19 protein-coding genes are annotated in these 20,459 nt (G+C 58.8%); 4 read left to right on the forward strand and 15 right to left on the reverse strand.

Annotation, left to right across the window (positions count from 1 at the left end):
* Positions 1–35: 35 nt before the first annotated feature.
* The 10 genes from MMG91_RS18655 to MMG91_RS18700 all read right to left on the reverse strand — a co-directional run bounded on the left by MMG91_RS18655 (position 36) and on the right by MMG91_RS18700 (position 9,373).
* Positions 36–2,240 (reverse strand): OsmC domain/YcaO domain-containing protein, encoded by a 2,205-nt coding sequence (locus MMG91_RS18655; protein ID WP_310660345.1) that lies wholly within the window; start codon positions 2,238–2,240, stop codon positions 36–38.
* A 107-nt stretch (positions 2,241–2,347) separates the two neighbouring features.
* Positions 2,348–3,505: a glutathionylspermidine synthase family protein gene (locus MMG91_RS18660; RefSeq protein ID WP_310660346.1), complete on the reverse strand. Its 1,158-nt coding sequence runs from the start codon at positions 3,503–3,505 to the stop codon at positions 2,348–2,350.
* Positions 3,506–3,517: 12 nt separating this feature from the next.
* Positions 3,518–4,243 (reverse strand): DUF1190 domain-containing protein, encoded by a 726-nt coding sequence (locus tag MMG91_RS18665; RefSeq protein WP_305503474.1) that lies wholly within the window; start codon positions 4,241–4,243, stop codon positions 3,518–3,520.
* A gap of 19 nt (positions 4,244–4,262) precedes the next feature.
* Positions 4,263–4,691, reverse strand: a complete 429-nt coding sequence (locus MMG91_RS18670; protein ID WP_305447099.1) for a DUF350 domain-containing protein — start codon at positions 4,689–4,691, stop codon at positions 4,263–4,265.
* A gap of 14 nt (positions 4,692–4,705) precedes the next feature.
* Complete coding sequence (locus tag MMG91_RS18675; RefSeq protein ID WP_305447098.1) at positions 4,706–5,380, reverse strand: DUF2491 family protein; 675 nt, start codon at positions 5,378–5,380, stop codon at positions 4,706–4,708.
* Complete coding sequence (locus MMG91_RS18680; RefSeq protein ID WP_310660347.1) at positions 5,367–6,401, reverse strand: ion channel; 1,035 nt, start codon at positions 6,399–6,401, stop codon at positions 5,367–5,369. Before MMG91_RS18680 ends, MMG91_RS18675 begins: the two co-directional genes overlap by 14 nt.
* A 72-nt stretch (positions 6,402–6,473) precedes the next feature.
* On the reverse strand, positions 6,474–7,037 hold the full coding sequence (locus MMG91_RS18685) for a rhomboid family intramembrane serine protease (RefSeq protein ID WP_305447096.1): 564 nt from the start codon (positions 7,035–7,037) through the stop codon (positions 6,474–6,476).
* A 164-nt stretch (positions 7,038–7,201) separates the two neighbouring features.
* On the reverse strand, positions 7,202–7,900 hold the full coding sequence (locus MMG91_RS18690; protein ID WP_007896817.1) for a PspA/IM30 family protein: 699 nt from the start codon (positions 7,898–7,900) through the stop codon (positions 7,202–7,204).
* 24 nt (positions 7,901–7,924) lie between these two features.
* Positions 7,925–8,506: a YjfI family protein gene (locus MMG91_RS18695; RefSeq protein WP_030131197.1), complete on the reverse strand. Its 582-nt coding sequence runs from the start codon at positions 8,504–8,506 to the stop codon at positions 7,925–7,927.
* Positions 8,507–8,824: 318 nt separating this feature from the next.
* Complete coding sequence (locus MMG91_RS18700) at positions 8,825–9,373, reverse strand: cysteine hydrolase family protein (RefSeq protein WP_310660348.1); 549 nt, start codon at positions 9,371–9,373, stop codon at positions 8,825–8,827.
* Between the two features lie 102 nt (positions 9,374–9,475).
* Here MMG91_RS18700 and MMG91_RS18705 point away from each other — a divergent pair, with 102 nt between their 5' ends.
* From MMG91_RS18705 to MMG91_RS18715, 3 genes are all read left to right on the forward strand, one after another.
* A complete protein-coding gene (locus MMG91_RS18705) occupies positions 9,476–10,471 on the forward strand; it encodes a GlxA family transcriptional regulator (RefSeq protein WP_310660349.1) in 996 nt (331 codons plus the stop codon).
* A 221-nt stretch (positions 10,472–10,692) separates the two neighbouring features.
* Complete coding sequence (locus MMG91_RS18710; protein WP_310660350.1) at positions 10,693–11,802, forward strand: DUF3182 family protein; 1,110 nt, start codon at positions 10,693–10,695, stop codon at positions 11,800–11,802.
* A complete protein-coding gene (locus MMG91_RS18715) occupies positions 11,792–12,550 on the forward strand; it encodes a S9 family peptidase (RefSeq protein WP_305447092.1) in 759 nt (252 codons plus the stop codon). The genes MMG91_RS18710 and MMG91_RS18715 overlap by 11 nt, the downstream gene beginning before the upstream one ends.
* A 67-nt stretch (positions 12,551–12,617) precedes the next feature.
* On the opposite strand, the gene MMG91_RS18720 is transcribed toward MMG91_RS18715, so the two are convergent.
* The 5 genes from MMG91_RS18720 to MMG91_RS18740 all read right to left on the reverse strand — a co-directional run bounded on the left by MMG91_RS18720 (position 12,618) and on the right by MMG91_RS18740 (position 17,996).
* The gene (locus MMG91_RS18720; RefSeq protein ID WP_310660351.1) at positions 12,618–13,604 is read right to left on the reverse strand and encodes a lysylphosphatidylglycerol synthase domain-containing protein; all 987 of its coding nucleotides are present in this window, start codon (positions 13,602–13,604) and stop codon (positions 12,618–12,620) included.
* Positions 13,601–14,887 carry a cardiolipin synthase ClsB gene (clsB, locus tag MMG91_RS18725; protein WP_310660352.1) on the reverse strand — a complete coding sequence of 429 codons (1,287 nt, stop codon included), beginning with the start codon at positions 14,885–14,887 and terminating at the stop codon, positions 13,601–13,603. The genes MMG91_RS18720 and clsB overlap by 4 nt, the downstream gene beginning before the upstream one ends.
* Positions 14,884–15,681 carry an endonuclease/exonuclease/phosphatase family protein gene (locus MMG91_RS18730; protein WP_310660353.1) on the reverse strand — a complete coding sequence of 266 codons (798 nt, stop codon included), beginning with the start codon at positions 15,679–15,681 and terminating at the stop codon, positions 14,884–14,886. The genes clsB and MMG91_RS18730 overlap by 4 nt, the downstream gene beginning before the upstream one ends.
* A complete protein-coding gene (locus MMG91_RS18735; protein ID WP_310660354.1) occupies positions 15,678–16,604 on the reverse strand; it encodes a DUF72 domain-containing protein in 927 nt (308 codons plus the stop codon). Before MMG91_RS18735 ends, MMG91_RS18730 begins: the two co-directional genes overlap by 4 nt.
* 180 nt (positions 16,605–16,784) lie before the next feature.
* On the reverse strand, positions 16,785–17,996 hold the full coding sequence (locus MMG91_RS18740; RefSeq protein ID WP_310660355.1) for an MFS transporter: 1,212 nt from the start codon (positions 17,994–17,996) through the stop codon (positions 16,785–16,787).
* Between the two features lie 228 nt (positions 17,997–18,224).
* Between MMG91_RS18740 and MMG91_RS18745 the strand changes: the two genes are divergently transcribed.
* Entirely contained in the window at positions 18,225–20,345 is a 2,121-nt protein-coding gene (locus MMG91_RS18745; RefSeq protein WP_310660356.1) for a mechanosensitive ion channel family protein, read from the forward strand.
* The last annotated feature ends 114 nt before the right edge of the window (positions 20,346–20,459 follow it).

Consider the following 20,459-nt stretch of genomic DNA (forward strand, 5'->3'; position numbering starts at 1 on the left):
GCCAGTGATCTGGCTTCGCTTTTTTGTTGGCGCTGTTAACGGGATAAGTTAGTCACGTTTGCCCGCGCCATGTGCAGTTTCTTGTAGCTATCGATCAACCGCAGGTGCCTGTCGAGCCCCTCCAGTTCCATGCTGGTCGGCGTCAAGCCATGGAAACGCATGCTGCCGTCCACCGATCCGATCGCTGCATCCGTTCGCTCGTTACCAAACATCCGGCGGAAATTGGCCTCGTAGTCTTCCAGCTCCAGGTCTTCGTCCAGCTTCATCTCCAGCACCACGTTGACGGCCTGGTAGAACAAGCCACGCTCAACCGTGTTGTCGTTGTACTGCAGGAACATTTCAACCGCCTCTTTCGCCTCTTCAAATCGCTGCAAGGCGAGATAAATCAGCAGCTTCAACTCCAGGATCGTCAGCTGACCCCAAGCCGTATTGTCGTCAAATTCGATGCCGATCAAGGTGGTGATGTCGGTGTAGTCGTCCAGCTCGCTTTCCACCAGGCGCTCAACCAGCGCTTGCAGTTCGTCTTCGTCCAGGCGATGCAGGTTCAGGATATCGGCGCGGAAGAACAGCGCTTTGTTGGTGTTATCCCAGATCAGATCGTCCGCGGGATAGATTTCTGAATAGTTCGGCACCAGGATGCGGCACGCCTTCGCGCCGATATGCTCGTAGACCGCCATGTACACTTCCTTGCCCATGCCTTCGAGAATGCCGAACAAGGTCGCGGCTTCCTCGGCGTTCGAGTTTTCACCCTGGCCGGAGAAGTCCCATTCCACGAATTCGTAATCCGACTTGGCACTGAAGAAGCGCCACGACACCACGCCGCTGGAGTCGATAAAGTGCTCGACGAAGTTATTCGGCTCGGTCACCGCATGCCCTTCAAAAGTCGGCTGGGGCAAGTCGTTGAGGCCTTCGAAGCTGCGGCCCTGCAGCAATTCGGTCAGGCTGCGTTCCAGCGCCACTTCCAGGCTCGGGTGCGCGCCGAACGAGGCGAACACACCGCCGGTACGCGGGTTCATCAAAGTGACACACATCACCGGGAATTCACCGCCCAGGGATGCATCCTTCACCAGCACGGGGAACCCTTGCTCTTCCAGGGCCTGAATACCGGCCAGTATCCCGGGGTACTTCGCCAGTACATCGGCCGGCACATCCGGCAATGCAAATTCACCTTCGATGATTTCGCGTTTTACCGCGCGCTCGAAGATCTCCGACAGGCACTGCACCTGGGCTTCGGCCAGCGTGTTACCGGCACTCATGCCGTTGCTCAGGAACAGGTTTTCAATCAAGTTGGACGGAAAATACACCACCTCGCCGTCCGACTGGCGCACGTACGGCAGCGAGCAGATGCCGCGCTCTTCATTGCCCGAGTTGGTATCGATCAGATGGGAGCCACGCAACTCGCCGTCGCGGTTGTAAATCTTCAGGCAGTACTCGTCGAGAATTTCAGTTGGCAGCTCATCTTTTCGGCCAGGCTTGAACCAGCGTTCGTCCGGGTAATGTACAAACGTTGCGTTGGCGATGTCTTCGCCCCAGAACTGGTCGTTGTAGAAGAAGTTGCAGTTGAGTCGCTCGATAAACTCGCCCAACGCAGACGCCAACGCGCCTTCCTTGGTCGCACCTTTGCCGTTGGTAAAGCACATCGGCGAGTGCGCATCGCGGATATGCAGCGACCACACATTGGGCACGATATTGCGCCACGAGGCGATTTCAATCTTCATGCCCAGGTCCGCCAGAATGGCTGACATATTGGCGATGGTTTGCTCCAGCGGCAGATCCTTGCCCACGATATAAGTGCTCGCCTCTGAACTGGACGCAGGCATTAGCAGCGCCTGGGCATCGGCGTCGAGGTTTTCGACTTCTTCGATCACAAACTCAGGCCCGGCTTGCACCACTTTTTTCACGGTGCAACGGTCGATGGAGCGCAGGATGCCCTGGCGGTCCTTGTCGGAGATGTCCGCCGGCAACTCGACCTGAATCTTGAAAATCTGGTTGTAGCGATTTTCCGGATCAACAATGTTGTTCTGCGACAGGCGGATGTTATCGGTGGGAATACTGCGAGTGTCGCAGTACAACTTCACGAAATAAGCTGCACACAACGCCGACGAAGCCAGGAAGTAGTCGAATGGACCTGGTGCCGAGCCATCGCCCTTGTAGCGGATAGGTTGATCGGCCACCACCGTGAAGTCATCGAACTTGGCTTCAAGCCGAAGGTTGTCGAGAAAGTTGACCTTGATTTCCATGGGGGATTACCAGAATAACGGGCTAGACGATTTGGCCGCCATTATCCGGTATTTCAGCCGTAAGTCTTGCGGGCATCGTACTTATGTCCACACCGGCGATGGATGGATCAATCGAGTATCAGGTGCGGCAAGAAACGGCTCGAATCCTTGGTGATCAAACTGTTGTCTTCCCGCACGCCAATACCGGCCGCCTGATCGCCGATCACCCAAGAGCCAACCAGCGTAAAGCTGTCGCCAAACTTCGGCAGTGGGGCGAACTCCTGAAGGATAAAAGGTGCGTCGGTGTAGGGGCCGTCCTCTTTCACGATCAGACCGTCAGCGGTTTGCAGCTCGATGTTGGCGCCTTCCCGGGAGAAGAACGGCTTGCGCACCCAGCCTTTGGGCACCGCTTTGCCCGGGTCGGTATCCAGGTGCGCGGCGAGCAGGTTCGGGTGACCTTTGTTGAACTCCCACAGCAGCGGCAGGATGCCCTTGTTGGAAATGATCGATTTCCAGGCTGGTTCGAAAAACTGTGTATCGCTCTGAGCAATCGCTGCCCCAAAGGGTTCGTGGAAGATGAACTCCCAGGCATGCAGCTTGAACAGGTGAGGGATCCAGCGATCTTCGAGGTCGACGAAACGTCCATCACTGGTGAGACCGATGTCCTCGATATCGATGTGCCGTGATTCGATGCCGACCTTTTCCGCGATCAAGCGCAGATAGTCGGTGGTGCCTTTGTCTTCGACCGAGTCTTTCATCGAAGCGAAATAGAAGGGCTGTTTGAGCTGCAGTTGGGCAAAGGCCTGGTGCAGCTTGGTGTCGATGCTATTGAACTGGTCGGCATGCTTGGGCAGCAAGCCGCGCTCGATACATTGCTCCAGCCAGCCCCACTGAAACGCCGCGGCCTCATACAGGCTGGTCGGCGTGTCGTAGTTCAGTTCCAGCAACTTGGCGGGACCGGTGCCGTTGTAGGAGAAATCCATGCGTCCATACAGGTGCGGGTGGCCTTCGAGCCATGAAGTGCGAACCATGTCGAAGAATGGCGCAGGAATGCTCAGGCGCTCCAGCAACTCCTCGCTCTGAACCACGCGGGCCACCAGGTCCATGCACATCTCATGAATCTCGGTGGTCGGGTCTTCGAGATCGTTCTCGATCTGTTTGAGCGTGAACTGGTAATACGCGCTCTCGTCCCAATAGGGTTCGTCGTCGATGGTATGGAACAGAAACCCAAGACTTTCGGCCGTCTGTTTCCAGTCATGACGCTCTGCGCAGAGAATCTTCTTCATGGTGCTCGTTCCTTAACTGCTCGATCGGCCAGCGCTGCTCGAACCGCCCCAACCGCTGCGGGCACTGGCTTTGCTGCCGAAGCCGCCACGGGAGGTGGACGAGTCCACGGACATCGGCTTGCTGGCAGAGGAGCGGATGGAGTCGGTGTAGCTGCTGCCGTACCTTGCCTGATTGGACTTGGTAAAGGTCGAGCCTTTCGAAATCCGTTGGCTGAGCGTTGAAGAGGCGTAGTTTCCGCGATCATCGCGGTAGCGGTAGACCGGCTGGGAGAAGTAGCTGTTGCGGTTGCTGCTCAGCATGTTGCCGATCAGCAGCCCGGTCAGCAGGCTGGTGCCGGAGAATCCGGAGCCTCCACTGTTCGCTTCCGAGGCGGGCAATTGAGCCTTGGCCGCGTCCACCTGGGATTGCGTCACCTCGCCATCGGCGGTCAGCTCGAAGCCGCCCAGCTTGGGGATGAATTTGCCGGCGGAATCCTGCTGGCACCAGTCGGCGACAAAGTCGGCATCGCAATCGGCCTGGTTGTCGTACACCGGCGCGATACGGCGATGCTCAGCCATGGCGGTCATGTAGGCGTCAGAGCAGACGTCTACCGGGAGTTTTTCATCGGCACACTGCTGAACAGACTGGAAGTTGTACTTCTTCTGCACCGGGTAGGTTTTTTCCGCCTGCCCGCAGCCTGATATCGCCATGGCGACCGACGCTGCCAGCGAGAGCTGAACGTACTTGCTTCGTTTCATTGCAATCTCCGTGGCGTAATCAGTACTGGGAAGGAGTCATGCACGCGGCGTTCAACATGCCGACGCTGATGGCCACTGCCGCGACATAGATACCCGCAGCGATTTCGCCTTTTTTGATCCGTTCAGAGGCGCCTTTTAGCACCAGGCTGGTCACCAGGAACGCCAGCAGTTGTACGAAAGCGGCGATCACGGCCCAGACGACGAAATCCAGAATGCTGATCGAGAAGGCAATCACATTGCTGGCCGGAATGGCGAAACCGATGATGGCGCCACCCAGCGCGATCGCGGCCGCAACGTTGCCCGAACGGATCAGTTCGAATTCTTTGTGCGGGGTGATTCGGGTGTAGATGAACTGGAACAGCGCGAACAATACGGCGGCGCCGAGGATGTACAACACAAACCCGAGCACGGCGGCTTTGTTCAGGGAGATGGAGAGCGCTTCAAGCATGGACTTCTTCCTTTTTAAAAAGTGTTCAGGTCAGTGGTGTACAGAGAAATGCCCAGCGAAGTGCTCAAGCTGATAGTGCCTTCGGCGTCTTCCTCGACGGAAAACAGCAGGAATTCCCGGCGATCGGTCAGGCCGGTTTCGCGGGCGTACAGCATCGAACGGTGCTCGATGCTGTAAGACTCATCCGGGTTTTTCAGGTGTTCGCTCAGCGCCACCAGTTCTGTCTGGCCGCTCTCGGTGCCCCATTCTCGGGTGTATTCGACACCGTTGTGGTTGTAAGTCGGCAGGCCGATCAAGCTTTCAGGACCGGCCAGTCGACGCAACTCCGACTCACTGTTGATGGTGATATAGCTGAGGTAATTGAACAGGATCACCGACTCGACTTGCCCGGCGATGTCGCCGGTGGTGTGCACTTGCAGCCAGTGGTCTTCGTCGTTCATGTAATAGCGTGACAGCCAGGTCGACTGCCCGAGATCAACAGTGCCAGCGCTCCAGATCTGTTGGGAGCCAGGGATGACCACGGTGGTGTTGCCGTCGAGCAACAATTTCAGGCTGGTGTCGAACATCACCCCTTTGCCCAATGCCAGGCCCAGCGGACCGGTGACGGGCAGGGTTTCGTTGGCTGTCCATTTCGATTCCGTATTCGCTTTCGGGGCCTCAAGCCCCATCAACTGTTTAAACCATCCCATTGGTGATTTCCTTGAGGCGAGTGGAGGCGATGTAGAAGAGTTCGCCGCCCTCAACGCGGGTGGCGCCGGGCGGGTTGATCGAAGGCTGTCGGGCGCCTTTGGCGCGATAGCCGATAAGGGTCGCGTTGTGGCGCTCTTTCATCTGTGCATACAGATCGCCGAACGTTGCTTCAAAAGTCTCGGGTAGTTTCATCAGGTACTGGGTGGCGCCTTGACCCACGCACAGCAATTCATTGATGACCACTGATGAGCCCGGATCCTGAGAGGCACGCACCAACATCTCGATGGCCATGCTCGAGGTGCATTCCAGGCTAGGCGCGTAGGCGCTGGCGAGCGCGGCGATTTCACTTTCATTGAAGTGGGCGACCACATGCCCGACAGGGCTCAGTTGATTGATCGCCAGCACGGTGGCGAGGGTCAGATCGTCTGAATGGGTTCGCACCAGAACGCGTTCTGCACCGGGAACGCCGGCGCGTAGCAAAAGCGCGGCAGAGGACAGGCTTTCGCCTTTGATAAAGTCCGCTTTGCCCGGCATGGGATTTTCTTCAAGGTCGCAATCGCAAATGACGATCAGGTTGTCATTGGACGTTTCGTCCTGCAGCAATAATTCAATCACCCGCTCGCTGGACGCGCCTTCCCAGCCGATGAGAACCGTATGGCCGACCTTGCCGGTGAAATCGCCTTTGCCCTTCATGCCTTTTCTCCATACATCGATGACACTGCTGGTGGTTTTGCCGATGGCTGCCGTCAGCAGCGCAATGCCCCCGAGCATGACCCAGGTAGCCACGAAAATTCGTCCCGCCGATGTCTGGGGCGCGAGATCGCCATAGCCGACGGTGAGTGTGGTGGTGAGATAGAAGTAGGTAAACGTGGCGGGGGCGATGAGGTGTTGTTCGCCTAGAAGCACCAAGCCGATATAGGCCGTGCTCAGGTGTATGCCCAACGCAATGGCCAGGCCTGCCCAGCCGAACCGATGGAAGAAGGACGAGGCGTACGTGCGCAATAAAAGGAAAATCGACATTACATCCCTGACTCCGTGGGGGGCTTATTCCTGGCGACGTAATCGCTCTGGCGTCTGAGTGCTCAAATGCGGTTACCGGGCGGCATTAAACCTGCTGCGCGGCGTAGATAACAGTACCTTGGCTGCAATAAATCCGGCGATCGCTCCAAAAATATGCCCTTCGAAGGACATGCCCTGACGGGGAAAGAAGCCAAAGATCAAGCCGCCATAGAGCAGAACCACGACACTGGCCGTGATCAGGTTGCTCCAGCTCCTCTGGAACCAGGCGCGCGACAGGAGGTACGCCCACAGCCCGAATACCCATCCGCTGGCACCGATGTGTACGCCTGCGAAACCGAACAGCCAGACCAGCGTACCGCCCAGCAGAATAATGATGGCGCTGACGACCACGAACCGGCTGAGCCCTTCGGCAATGACCAGGGTACCGAGGATCAAAAAGGCAATCAGGTTGGTGCTCAGGTGCGCAAAGGACCCGTGCAAGAAAGGCGAGGTGATGATGCCGACCAGTCCCTGCAGTGTCCTCGGCACCAGGCCGAAGGCAATGAGACTGTAGCCGGTCGCCACATTAAGCAGTTGCAGCGCAACCATGAAGCCAGCCACGCCTGCGATTGTCTTGAAACCCTTCAGGGCATCCATCCGTGACCTCGACTCAACTCGACTCGACGAAAATTGAAACGCAATCCATTGTGGGAGCGAGCCTGCTCGCGAAGCGTTTTGTCAGGCAACATTGATGTTGACTGACACTCCCTCTTCGCGAGCAGGCTCGCTCCCACAGGTTATGCATCCGGCACTTGAGTCGATTACTCGGCCGATTTTTTCTTCAGGCGTTCCAGAATCGCATTGGCGCTGCCTTCGTTCGGCGTGATGCCGGCTTCGCGCAGCTTGCGCTCCAGGTCGGTGCCGGTCGACGCATCGGCCAGTTGGTCCTGGGCTTCCAGTTCCGCGGCGCGTTGCTGCTGCTTGGCTTGCAAGCGGTTCAGAGTACCGACGGCGGTTTCCAGTTTGCCGTTGGCGCCGCCACTGGCGATCGAAGCGCTGACCTGGGCTTTCTGTACGCTTTCACGCGCCTTGGCCATGTCCACTTGCTGACGCAGGCTTTTGATGCGGTTTTCGGCCTTGGTGATGTCTTTACGCATGTTGTCAGCGTAACCGCCGAATTCGGTGGCCTGCTTTTGCTCGACATCCAGTTCATTGGTCAGGGTCGAAATAGCTTCGGCCACTTCCAGTGCCAGGTCTTCGCGGTTGGCCTGGATCGCGGCCAGGGCTTTGGATTCCAGGTCCTTGATCTTGGCGTTGTACTCGCTGACGCGGTCAGCCGACAGTTTGTGCTTGGCCATGATGGTGACCAGCTCACGCTTGGCGTTGGCCAGCGCGCTGTCAGCATCACGAATTTCCTGGTCGAGGATGCGCAGGGCCTGTTGGTCGACGATCGATTCGCCGACTTCGTTGGCACCGCCACGCAGCGCGGTGAACAATTTGCTCCAGATGGACTGAGTCATTGGATATTTCCTGTTCCCGAAAAATTAGATGAAGAAACGTTCAAAGGCTTCGCTGGCGCGCTGGACGTTGTCGACGAGGGTTTTGACCTCGGTCACGACGTTGGTCAGGCTGGAGTCGGAGCTCAACGCGCCGAACATGTTGTAAACGACCTGCCCGTTGGGCATGGACTCGATACCGATTGAGGACAGCGGGAACATTTCCCGGCTGCGCAGAACGGCATCATTGAATGCCGGTACGTCGTTGATGGACTCGACATCGACCAGAACGGTGTCCACGATGACCTGATCACCAACCACGGCGATGTAAATCGGCAAGCCACCGAAATCGTTCATTTCCAGCTTGATGCTGGATTCGGAACCTTGAACGAGGGAGAGGGTGATGTCGTTCGAAACCACTTCGTCGAGGGCCTGAAGGGCGCTGTAGAGGCGATCGATGTTCCAGTTATTACCTGCGCTCATGTAATTCTCCGACATGAATGAGCCAGCCAGAATCGGTTGGCGTAGCTGTTTCTCCATCTGCTTGAGCAGGCTTCGGTTTTCGGGAAGCACCCAAGTCTCGTGTTTCACATACCCGGCGGCACCCAGGCCCGCGCGCATCTGCTTCATGTAAAAGCTGGATGGTTTTTTCGCGGAGGGTTTCGAGCGCTCTCCCTTGCGGCTCGCTGAATCGGTAGCAGACCCGGCAGGCGGATCTGATGGAGAGCTGCTTTTCATGATGCTGACCCCCGTTGTGAAAAATCTCACGCGTGAGAAACACTACAGGCAATTTTTGCGGACCTCAATAGCTCACGCGTGAGTTTTTTTCGACTGTTGCACAGGCGCAAGACACAAGCGGGCTTGCTCGCGAAGGCGGCGGCACAGTCAACATTGATGTTGCCTGATACACCGCTTTCGCGGGCAAGCCCGCTCCCACAGGCTCCTCATCTAGCCAGCGAGGAAGTCATCGGTGGAGATCACGCTTGCATAAGCAAAACCCAGGGCTGACATGAAGGCGGCGTGAACGTGGGCGGCCGGGACGGTGACACCGTTGAATTCCAGGTCACGGGTGGCGCAGGCATCGTGGACGACGGTAACGGTGTAACCCAGGTCGGCCGCGGCGCGGGTAATGCCATCGATGCACATGTGGCTCATGCTCCCGACAATCACCAGGTGCTCGATGCCTTGCTGGTCGATGATGGCTTCCAGTTCGGTCTCGCGGAACGCGTTGACGAAATGCTTGAGCACCACCGGTTCGTCGGCGCGGTTGAGGACTTTGGAGTGCAACTTCGCGCCGTCGGAGCCCGGTATGAAGAACGGTGCGGCGTCTGAGGTGAATTCATGGCGGATATGCACCACCGGATCACCGGCCTCGCGAAACGCCTGAATCAACCGTGCGGCGTTGTCCGCTGCTGCGTCTGCGCCCACCAGCGGCCACTTGCCCTGGGGGAAGTAGTCGTTTTGGATATCGACTACGATGAGTGCTTGCTTGGCCATGGGTGTTTCCTCGAAGTGTGTGTTGGGTGTGGAATCAAGTATTGGGTTTAGCGGGCGGTTCGAGGATTGGCCGCACCGACAATAGCAGGGGGAAAACTGACAATGGGTGTAGAAAGGGCAGTCGCCGAACTGGGGGTGCTGATTTATCCCGGTGCGCAGATGGCGGCGGTGCATGGGCTGACGGACCTGTTCGGTGTGGCCAACCGGATCGCCGCCGAGCATCAGGCGGCGCAGCTACCATTGCTGCGGGTCAGTCACTGGCAGGTCGAGGGCGATCAAGCGCCCGAGCGGGCCTATGACACTCATCCTGGCCCGGCCGGCGCATTGGTCGCCGTGTTGATCCCGCCCTCGATCGGAGGTTTTTCCGAGGGGCAGGCGCCCCAAGGGCTGACTCACTGGCTTCGTCAGCAACATGCCAACGGTGCGACCCTCGGTGGGGTCTGCGTGGGTTCTATTCTGTTGGCCGAAAGCGGTCTGCTCGATGGTCGTAGCGCCACCACCCACTGGACCTCGGCCAAGGCTTTCGCCGAGCGTTTCCCGGCGATCAAGCTCAAGGCTGACACGCCCATTGTCGACGATGGTGACCTGATCACCACAGCCGGGTTAATGGCCTGGTCAGAGCTGGGATTGCGGTTGGTGAACCGCTTGCTCGGGCCGAGCATTGCGACCGGCACAGCGCGGTTTCTGGTGGTGGAACACAGCGACAGCGCGAGCGAGTGCGGCAGTAATTTTTCACCGATTCTCAGCCATGGCGATGCGTCGATTCTCAAGGTCCAGCATTGGCTGCAAAGCACCGGGGCGACCGATGTCTCATTGGCGGCGATGGCCGAGCGGGCAGGGCTGGAAGAACGCACCTTCCTGCGACGATTCCGTGCGGCAACCGGGTTGAAACCCACCGAGTACTGCCAGCACCTGCGGGTCGGCAAGGCGCGAGAAATGCTCGAATTCACCAACGGCACCATTGATCACATTGCCTGGACCGTGGGTTACCAGGACCCGAGTGCGTTTCGGGCAACGTTCAAAAAGATTACCGGGCTGGCGCCGAGTGATTATCGGGGGCGGTTTGGGGTAACGCCAAACACAGCTGTGTCTCGGTAGCCAGATCACCTCAGATCAAAAAATGTGGGAGCGAGGCGGCAGGTTTGAGTCGTGCAAAATGCCGGGAGTATTGAAAGGCGTCGTGCAGAATAAAACAGGCCTTGTGCTACCACGCATTTCGCAACTGGCTGATTTGAAGACCGTTTCTTTCCAGCCGCCATTGGCCTGATCTCTGCACCTCCTTGAGCTACATTTATCAAACGCAGATTGAAGGGGAACGCATGACCCCAACAAACCGCAACAAACTGGTACTCGCCCATTCGGTGCGGCCTGATGCCCCGCTGCACGAAGTTGACACCAATCGCGCGCTGGCCCGTTGGCTGGCGCAGGTCGCCGGGCTCGAATACGGTGGCAGTTACAACCCCGAATTGCACAGGAGTCGTGACGTTTATCTGTTGCCGACCCAAACACTGGTGGGTGTGGCTGTCGCCCGGCAGTTGGGCGTCAAAGGGCCGGAGGATTTGTGGGGCGGTTACGTCGACCATGATTTCATCTGCACAAAAGCCATCAGCCATGGGTTGTTGAACCGCTATGCGTTCGCGCCTGAAGGCTGGTCGTCGTTGTTCGCCGAGCGGGTGCGCAGCGTCGTGCTCGACGGCCTCAGCGTGTTCTCCCTGGAGGATGCTCGCCCGGCGGCGGAGCATCTGCTCTACAGCGGCCCGATCCGCATGAAGCCTATTCATGCCTGCGCCGGACGCGGTCAGGAAGTGATCAAAAGCCTCGACCAGTTCGACGCCATCCTCGCTCGCCCCGATGCCAAAACATTGTTCACCGAAGGTGTGGTGCTGGAACAAGACTTGACCGAGGTGGTCACCCATAGCGTCGGTCAGAGTTTTATCGGCGACAAAGTGCTGAGTTATTGCGGTGATCAATACTTGACCGAAGACGGTCAGGGCGACCAGGTTTATGGCGGGTCCAATTTGTTGGTGGTGCAGGGTTATTACGAGGACCTGCTGGCGCTGGAACTACCGGACGATGTGCGGCTGGCGATCCAGCAGGCGCAGGTATTCGACAGCGCGGCCGATGAAGCCTATCCCGGTTTCTACGCCTCGCGGCGCAACTATGACATCGCCCAGGGGCTGGATTGCGATGGCAAACAACGTAGCGGCGTGCTCGAACAATCCTGGCGCCTGGGCGGTGCCAGCAGTGCTGAAGTCGCGGCACTGCAGAACTTTGTCAACAACCCTGGCTTGCGCGCGACTCGCGTGTCGTCGGTCGAAACCTATACCGACCGACCGCTGCCGGCCAACGCCATTGAGGTCTATCGCGGGCCAGCGGAACACAGTGACTTTCTTCTCAAGTACGTAACGGTCAAATCCTATGACGGCTAGAAGCGAAACCATTCAGATCGACATCGACGATGAACAGATGAGCGGAACCTTCCTCAGCCCCAAATCGAAAGTCCCGGGTGTGCTTTTCGTTCATGGCTGGGGCGGTAGTCAGGAGCGCGACCTGGAGCGCGCCAAAGGCATCGCCGGTTTGGGTTGCGTGTGCCTGACATTCGACTTGCGCGGCCACACCGGTGGCACCGGTATTCCGTTATCCAGGGTGACCCGCGAAGACAACCTGCGCGACCTGCTGGCGGCCTACGACCGCTTGCTCGCCCATCCGGCGCTCGACACTTCGGCGATCGCGGTGGTCGGCACCAGTTATGGCGGTTATCTGGCATCGATCCTGACGTCGTTGCGCCCGGTGCGTTGGTTGGCGTTGCGGGTGCCGGCGTTGTATCGCGACGACTTTTGGCACACGCCCAAGCGTGAGCTGGATAAGCTCGATTTGCGCGATTACCGCAGCACGCGGGTCAGCGCCGACAGCAATCGAGCACTGCATGCCTGTTCGCAATTTACCGGGGATGTGTTGCTGGTGGAGTCCGAGACCGATGCCTATGTGCCCCACGCGACCATCATGAGTTACCGCGCGGCGTGTCAGCAGACCCACTCGCTGACTCACCGGATTATCGACGGTGCCGATCACGCCTTGAGCGATCCGGTTTCGCAACAGGCGTACACCTCGATCCTGGTGGGCTGGATCACGGAGATGGTGGTGGGCGAGCGGTTGAGCATTATTCAGTCGAGTTAGATTTGCAGTGTTCTTGGGATCAATCGCGAGCAGGCTCGCGATGACGGACACCGCGTCACCGTGTTGCTCAAGAAGGCTTCTTCGAAATCCGCAACGACTTGGCCTTTGCCTCCACCACCAGATACATCACCACCGTAATCAGCAGCGGCAGAAGGAAATAGATCGCCCGATAAGCGAGCAACCCCGCCACCAGACCTCCTTGTGAGGCCTCGTGTTGCAGCAACGCCACGAACACCGCTTCCAGCACGCCGAGCCCGGCCGGAATGTGGGTAATAACTCCGGCAAAGGCGCTGATCAGCAACACGCCCAGCACCAGCGGATAGTCCAGCTTGCTCGGCAGCAGGGTGAAGATCACCGCCGCCATCAGCGACCAGTTGAGCGCGCCGAGGGCCAGTTGCAGGACCGCCATGTGCAGCGACGGCAGATTGATTTCCACGCCGCGAATCGACCATTGCCGTCGCCTGGAAAACCGACAGGCTGCCAGATACCCCGCGCTTATCAGCAGTAATAACACGCCCACGCCTTGCAGGGCACCGCTGCTCAGTTTCCAGCCTGGGGGCATTCGCACCAGTCCGCTGCTGAACACGGTGCCGGCAATCACCATGTAGCCGAACCAGTTGGTCGCCAGGCTCAGCCCGAGGATTTTCGCGATGTTGCTTTTGCTCACGCCGAGCCGCGAATACAACCGATAACGCATGGCGACCCCGCCGACCCAGGCGCTCAGGTTAAGGTTGAAGGCATAGCTGATGATCCCCACCGGGAGGATCTGCCGCCAGGTCAGGTCCTGCCGAATATAGGTGCGGCCGATCAGGTCGAAACAGGCGTACACCAGAAAACTCGTCAACGTCAGTCCGGACGCGATGATCAGTGTGCGCACTTTGAAGTTGGCCAGGGTATCGAACACTTCACCCCATTCGATGCGTTGGGCGAGCATCGTGAACAGTACGATCAAGGCCAGGAAAAACAGCATCGTGAGAGGCTTTTTCCAGCGCTGCCAGTGGGATTTTCGCGGCGTGTCGGAGTGAGGGGCAGGCTGCGCATCAGAATGACTCATGCCTTATCGCTCCCGGTCGGATGGATGAAGGGTTTGAGGCGCGGTTTATGCGCCGGCAGCCAACCGGCCCATGCCGGGAAATGCCGCAGGACGTGAAACACCAGAAAACCGATGGTCATGTGCCAGATCCGCCCGCGAGGCGCCTTGTCCGCCGACATGGCCTTGCAGTGGTTGCTGCTCAATTCGTCGAGACGCTCGAACAGGTCGCGGTTGAAGGCGCGGTCGCGGATCAACACATTGGCCTCCAGGTTCAGGGACAGGCTCAGCGGGTCGAGGTTGCTTGAGCCGACGGTGCTCCAGTCCTCGTCGACGAGGGCGACTTTGCCATGCAGGGGGCGCTCGCAATATTCGTAAATCACTACCCCGGCCCGCAGCAGGTAATCGTAGGTCATGCGTGCGGCGAGTCTGGCCACCCGCAAGTCCGGCTGCCCCTGAAGAATCAGGCGTACCTCGACCCCTCGGCGCGCCGCGTTGCGGATCTCCCGCAGCAACCGATAGCCTGGAAAGAAGTAGGCGTTGGCGATCACAACGCGATGCCGCGCACCGCGCACGACCTGCAAGTACACCTCTTCAATATCGCTCGGGTGTTCGGCATTGTCGCGATACACCAGCCGTACCTGGCCATCATGATCGCTGACCGCCAGCTCCGCGCGCCGCTGTCTGCGGCGTTGCCACCAGTACTTGGCCCGGGCCGGGCGACCGCTTTGCAGCAAGGCGAAATGATGAATATCGGCCACCGCCGGGCCTTGCACTTCAACCGAATAATCCTGTTTGGCCTCGGGGCCGAAGTCGGCCAAATGGTCGGCGGAAAAGTTGATTCCGCCGAGGAACGCAATCGTGCCGTCGACCACCACAATCTTGCGGTGCAGGCGGCGGAACCAGTTGGTGCGGATGCCGAAGTGACGCGGGGCGGGGTCGAATATTTGCAGGCGCACACCTGCATTGCTCAGGGCGGCGAGGTACTCCGTGCTCAGTTCGCCACAGCCAAAACCGTCGAGGCTGACGGTGATGCGCACACCGCGTTGAGCCGCTTCAATCAGGATTTTTTGCAGCTCATTGCCGACCTTGTCTTCGAACACAATGAAGGTCTCCAGCAGGATTTCACTCTGGGCCTGGCGCAACGCTTCAAACACCCGTGGAAAATATTCCTCACCGTTTTCCAGCAATTGGACCCGGTTGTTCCTGTGCCAACCGTATTCGACGTTAACGACCGCCGGCTCACGTATGGGCGGAGGTGCGGAAACGTGTTCGATCGTGGTTTTTTCCATCAATGGGCCAGTCATAGCTCGATCTCCACCGATAGCGGTGCATGGTCGGAAAGGTGTGACCAGGGCCGTGTCGCCAGTACTTGCGGATGGCTGGCCTTGAGGTTGCGCACATAGATGCGGTCCAGGCGCAGCGCTGGCAAACGCGCCGGGAAACTACGCGCTGGCTTGCCATGCAGTTCGGCAAAGACTTCACGCAAGCCGCAGGGCTTGAGCAGCGCATCGGCGCGCAGGCGCCAGTCGTTGAAATCGCCGGCGACCACCACCGGGGCATCCTCCGGCAGTTCTTCCAGACGTTGGCTCAGCAGCTTGAGTTGTGCTGTCCGGTGACTTTCGCGAAGCCCCAGATGGACGCAAATGGCATGCACTTCCCGGCCGTCGCCCGGCATGCGCAGCACGCAATGCAGGATTCCACGGTTTTCATGGCCGCTGATGGACACGTCGAGGTTGTCGTGGCGAATGATCTGGAATTTCGACAACAACGCATTGCCATGATCGCCCGCCGGGTAGACCGCGTTGCGCCCATAGGCGAATTGCGGCCACAAGGTATCGGCGAGGAATTCGTACTGGGGCATTGCCGGCCAATTGAGGTAGCGCTGTGGATGATGTTCGTGGGTGCCATGGACTTCCTGCAAAAACACCACATCGGCGGACACACTGCGTACCGCTTCGCGCAATTCGGGCAGGATGAAGCGCCGGTTCAGCGCGGTGAAACCCTTGTGCGTGTTGACCGTCAGCACGGTAAAACGGCTCACGGCACTGATGATGGGTTGCTGTTCATCCGTTGTGCCGACCGGTTCGGGAACGCTCATGGCAGCACTCCTTCGGCAACTGGCTCACCGGGGGCGGTGACAAGGTCTTTGTCCAGATGCAAACGCTCAAGCAAGCGGCGGGCATCGAAGGGCGCCCGGACTTTGATGTCGTTATCGAAATAGCAGAACACCTCCCGGGATTTGCGCACTTTTGGCTTTTGTCGGGGAGCGATCAGTTGCGGGTCTACCGGCTGCTGGCCGTGATACCAGGCCTCGATCCGGTCGCCCCAGCGTTGCAGGGCTTGTGGGGTGTAACCGCCCGCGTAGAGTTCTTCGGCGCCGTGCAGGCGCAGGTAGACGAAATCGCTGGTGAGGTCTTCGCGATACGGCCATTTACCGGCGGTGTCAGCGATGACCAGCGCGGTGTTGTAGCGTTTGAGCAGGCGGACAAAGGCGGGATCGACAAAGCTTTCGTGGCGAATTTCCACGGCATGGCGCAGTGGTTTTTTGCCGTAGGCCTTCATGCTGGCGTGACCATTCAGGCGCGGCTCATGCTGGCGGGCGAGGGCGGCGGCCTGTTCCGTGTCGTGGGGTAATTGTTCTAGAAAGCTTTCAAACAGTTCCGGGTCGAATTTAAAGGTGGGTGGAAACTGCCAGAGGACCGGGCCGAGTTTCTCCTTGAGTTCCAGCACCCCGGAAGCAAAGAAATTCGCCAGCGGCTTATGAATGTCCCGCAAGCGCTTGATGTGGGTGATAAAACGCGGCGCCTTGACGCTGAACACGAAGCCCGCCGGGGTTTCGGCGTACCACTGGGCATAACGTTCGGGCCGTTGCAGGGCGTAGAACGATCCATTGATTTCGATGCTGTTCACTGCCCGTGAAGCGAATTGCAGTTCGCGCTTCTGGGTCAGCCCCTTCGGGTAGAACTCCCCCCGCCATGGCGTGTAGCGCCAGCCTGAAATACCGATATGAATCGCCGCCATGTCGCCTCCCGTCTAATGTAGCCCTCGGACAGCCTCTGTCTTTTGATGACTGCCGGGCGTGCGAGAAAGTTTCGATGGGGGTACGGACGGTAAAGCGAAGAGCTTCGCGGGCAAGCCTCGCTCCCACAGGTATTCATATGCTCATGTAGGAGCTGCCGAAGGCTGCGATCTTTTGATTTATTAATGACTTATGACGATACGGGCAGAACCCTCAGCCGGTTCGGCATACACCGGACCCAACCGATCAAGGCGACCACTCCAGGCGGTCAGTGCCAGTGCGACCAAGACCACCAGGCCGCCGATCCACGCGGTATGGATCAGGCCCATGTGCGCCACGATCAAACCACCGCCCCACGCCCCACCGGCAATGCCGAGGTTGAATGCCGCAATGTTCAGGCCCGACGCCACGTCCACTGCATTCGGGGTGTGATGTTCGGCCTGACGCACCACATACACCTGCAGGCCCGGCACGTTGCCGAAAGCCACAGCCCCCCAAACCAGCACGGTGGCCAGGGCCAGCCATGGATTGCCGGCGGTGAAAGTCAGCACGAACAGCACGGCGGCGAGCAGGGCGAAGATGATTTTCAAGGCGCTGATCGGACCCCGCTTGTCCGCCAGTTTACCGCCCCAGATGTTGCCGACGGCTACCGAGATGCCATAGACCAGCAGCACCAGGCCGACGGTGCTGGCGCTGAAGCCGGAAATGTCCTGAAGAATCGGCGCCAGAAAGGTGAAGGCAATGAACGAGCCGCCGTAACCGACCGCCGTCATGGCATACACCAACAGCAGGCGCGGTTGCTTGAGCACCTGCAATTGCTGCAACAGCGAAGCCGGTTTGCTGTGGGCGATGTTCTTCGGCACGTAGAGCAGGCTACCGATGAAGGCGATCACACCCAATGCAGATACCGCGAGGAAGGTTTCACGCCAGCCGAAATGCTGACCGATAAACGTCCCCAACGGCACGCCGGTGACCAGCGCTACGGTCAGGCCGGTGAACATGATGGCAATCGCGCTGGCGGCTTTTTCCTTTGGCACCAGGCTGGTGGCGATGATCGAGCCAATCGAGAAAAACACCCCGTGGGCCAGGCCCGTGACGATCCGCGCAATGATCAGCGACTCGTAGCTCGGCGCTTTCCAGGCCAACAAGTTGCCGAGGGTGAACAGCACCATCAACGACAACAACAGCAATTTGCGTGGGACTTTGCCGGTGAGGGCGGTCAGCACCGGCGCGCCGATGGCCACCCCGAGTGCATACAGACTGACCAGCAAACCGGCGGACGGCAGGCTGACACCAAGGTCGGCGCCGATAGTAGGTAACAGGCCAACGATGACGAACTCCGTCGTCCCGATGGCGAAAGCGCTAAGGGTCAGCGCGAGCAAGGCAATGGGCATGGCTGCAACTCCGGTGGGGATTGATTGATGGAGCGCAGTGTCGGGGTTTGGGTCGTGCGGAAAAATACAGGGATGGGCATTTGATATTTGCGCGTAGGTCAAATATCGAGCGGGTGAACTCCCTCGCCACAGTGAACTGCATCGGCGGGCTATCTTGCGGCCAAAACCGAACTTGGCCGCCATTTGCCAATCAGTTCCTTACAGACCCTTGTGAAGGAGCTCCGCGTTTTGCTCAAGTTCAAGACCGCGATACTACTGGGGGCGTTGCTGTTTGTGGGCAGCAACGAACTGCAAGCCGCCACGTTGCCAGGCGTTCCCGCAGCAGCCGAAGAGCCGGCCAAGGCTGAGCCGCTGGTCCAGGGCGGCCTGCTCGGGGCCATCAGCTCCAGCATCGACGACGTTCAGAACAAACTCGATCTCAACCAAAATCTGGTGGACGCCTGGCGTTTGCGCGCCGATCGGGCGGCGGATGAAGTGGACAAACTGGTGAATCAGCCGTCGTCCCGCTCCTCTTGGGGAGTGGCCGCTGACTTCCTGTTGTTGTCCGGTGTGTGGCTCGGCACGTTTGCCTTGCTCACGGTGCTTGGCGCAATTCTGGCCAGGCATTTGAATCAGGGGCGCTGGCTACGAACGCGCCAGCGCAGCCAGGACCTGCTCAAGTATTTGATGCCTTTCACCTTGCCCGCCGTGATCTGTCTGCCGCTGACCCTCTACGTCAGCCATTTCCTGCAAGCTTCGGTCGGTCGCGCCTTGGCGCTGTGTTTCGCCTACGCCACCAGCAGCGGCATTTTCTCGACCTCGATGCTTCTCTGCGTGATCGTCATGTTCAATACGGGCCACAAGCGCCCGGCGGTGCAGATCATCCGTGACTACTGCCCCAGACCGCTGTTCATGATTGGCTTTCTTGCGGCGCTGAGCGATGCCTTGACCAGCCCGCAGATCGCCCGGCAATTGGGCGGCAACATCACCAGCAGCATCGCGGTCTTCACGGGGCTGTTCGCGTCGATCATCTTCGGTTTGCTGGTGATTCGCCTGCGTCGTCCGGTGGCGCATCTGATCCGTAACCGCCCATTGGCCCAGCGCCTCAAACAGCCCTCGTTGCAGGAGTCCCTGCGAATCTTTTCCGGGCTCTGGTACTGGCCGATCCTGCTGATGGTGCTGGTGTCGGCGATCAACCTGATCGGCGTCGGCGAGGACAATCAAAAGGCCCTGCGCTGTGCGTTATTCACCACCGTGTTGCTGATCGCCATGGTGTTTCTCAGCACGATTTTCCAGCACTTGTTCAAGTCGCGCCGGGCCGAGGCGATCCAGCGCAGCAGTGCTTACAAGGAGCGTTTTCTCAGTTTGCTTCATGCCTTGCTGCGCATCGTCATGGCCGTGGCGTTCATCGAAATCCTCGGACGAATCTGGGGCGTGTCGCTGTTCGAATTCGCCGAACGCAACTCCGTGGGCCGAGCGATCAGTAATTCGTTAAGCAGTATCGGCATGATCTTTCTGGTGACGTGGTTGCTCTGGGTGGTGCTCGACACCGCGATTCAGGAAGCCTTGAAACCACCTGTCAGTAAACGCTCGGTGCGCCAGCCGAGCACGCGGGTGAAAACCATCCTGCCGCTGCTGCGCAACGCGATCAAAATCATCCTGGTGGTGATTTGCGCGATCACCACCATGGCCAATCTGGGGATCAACGTCGCGCCGCTACTGGCGGGTGCCGGGGTGGTCGGTCTGGCGATTGGTTTCGGTTCCCAGCAACTGGTGCAGGACGTGATCACCGGGTTGTTCATCATCATCGAAGACACTTTGTCGATCGGCGATTGGGTGGTGCTCGATTCTGGCCACGCCGGCACTGTCGAAGGCCTGACCATTCGCACCCTGCGTTTGCGCGACGGCAAGGGCTTTGTGCATTCGGTGCCGTTCGGTCAGATCAAGGCCGTGACCAATCAATCGCGGCAGTATGCATTTGCGTTTTTCTCGGTGCAGTTCACCTACGACACCGATGTCGACAAGGCTATAGAACTGATCCGCGAGGCTGGGGATTCGATTCGCGACGATGCGTTTCTCAAGTACAACCTGCAAGGATCGCTGGACGTGTTCGGCGTCGACAAAATGGACCTTAACGGCGTGGTGTTGACGGCGCAGTTTCGTACCGTGTCGGGAGGGCAATATGCGGTAAGCCGGGCGTTCAATCAGCGTTTGAAAAAGCTTGTGGATAACAGCCCATGGGTGCATTTCGCGCAGACTTATCCACAGCAGGTTTTGATTCCCAAAAGGCATGTGGACGAGGGAGAAAATGACGGACCGGCGCTGGAGGAATCGCCGGTGTTGTTGCCGGATCAACCACGACCCCAATAACACCCTCTAATTGATCGTTCCCACGCTCCGCGTGGGAATGCCTCACTGGACGCTCCGCGTCCGCTTTGGGACGCAGAGCGTCCCTGGCTGCATTCCCATGCAGAGCGTGGGAAC

Origin of the sequence: Pseudomonas sp. JL3, assembly GCF_031570575.1 — a bacterium.
Classification (GTDB): Bacteria; Pseudomonadota; Gammaproteobacteria; order Pseudomonadales; family Pseudomonadaceae; genus Aquipseudomonas; species Aquipseudomonas cucumis.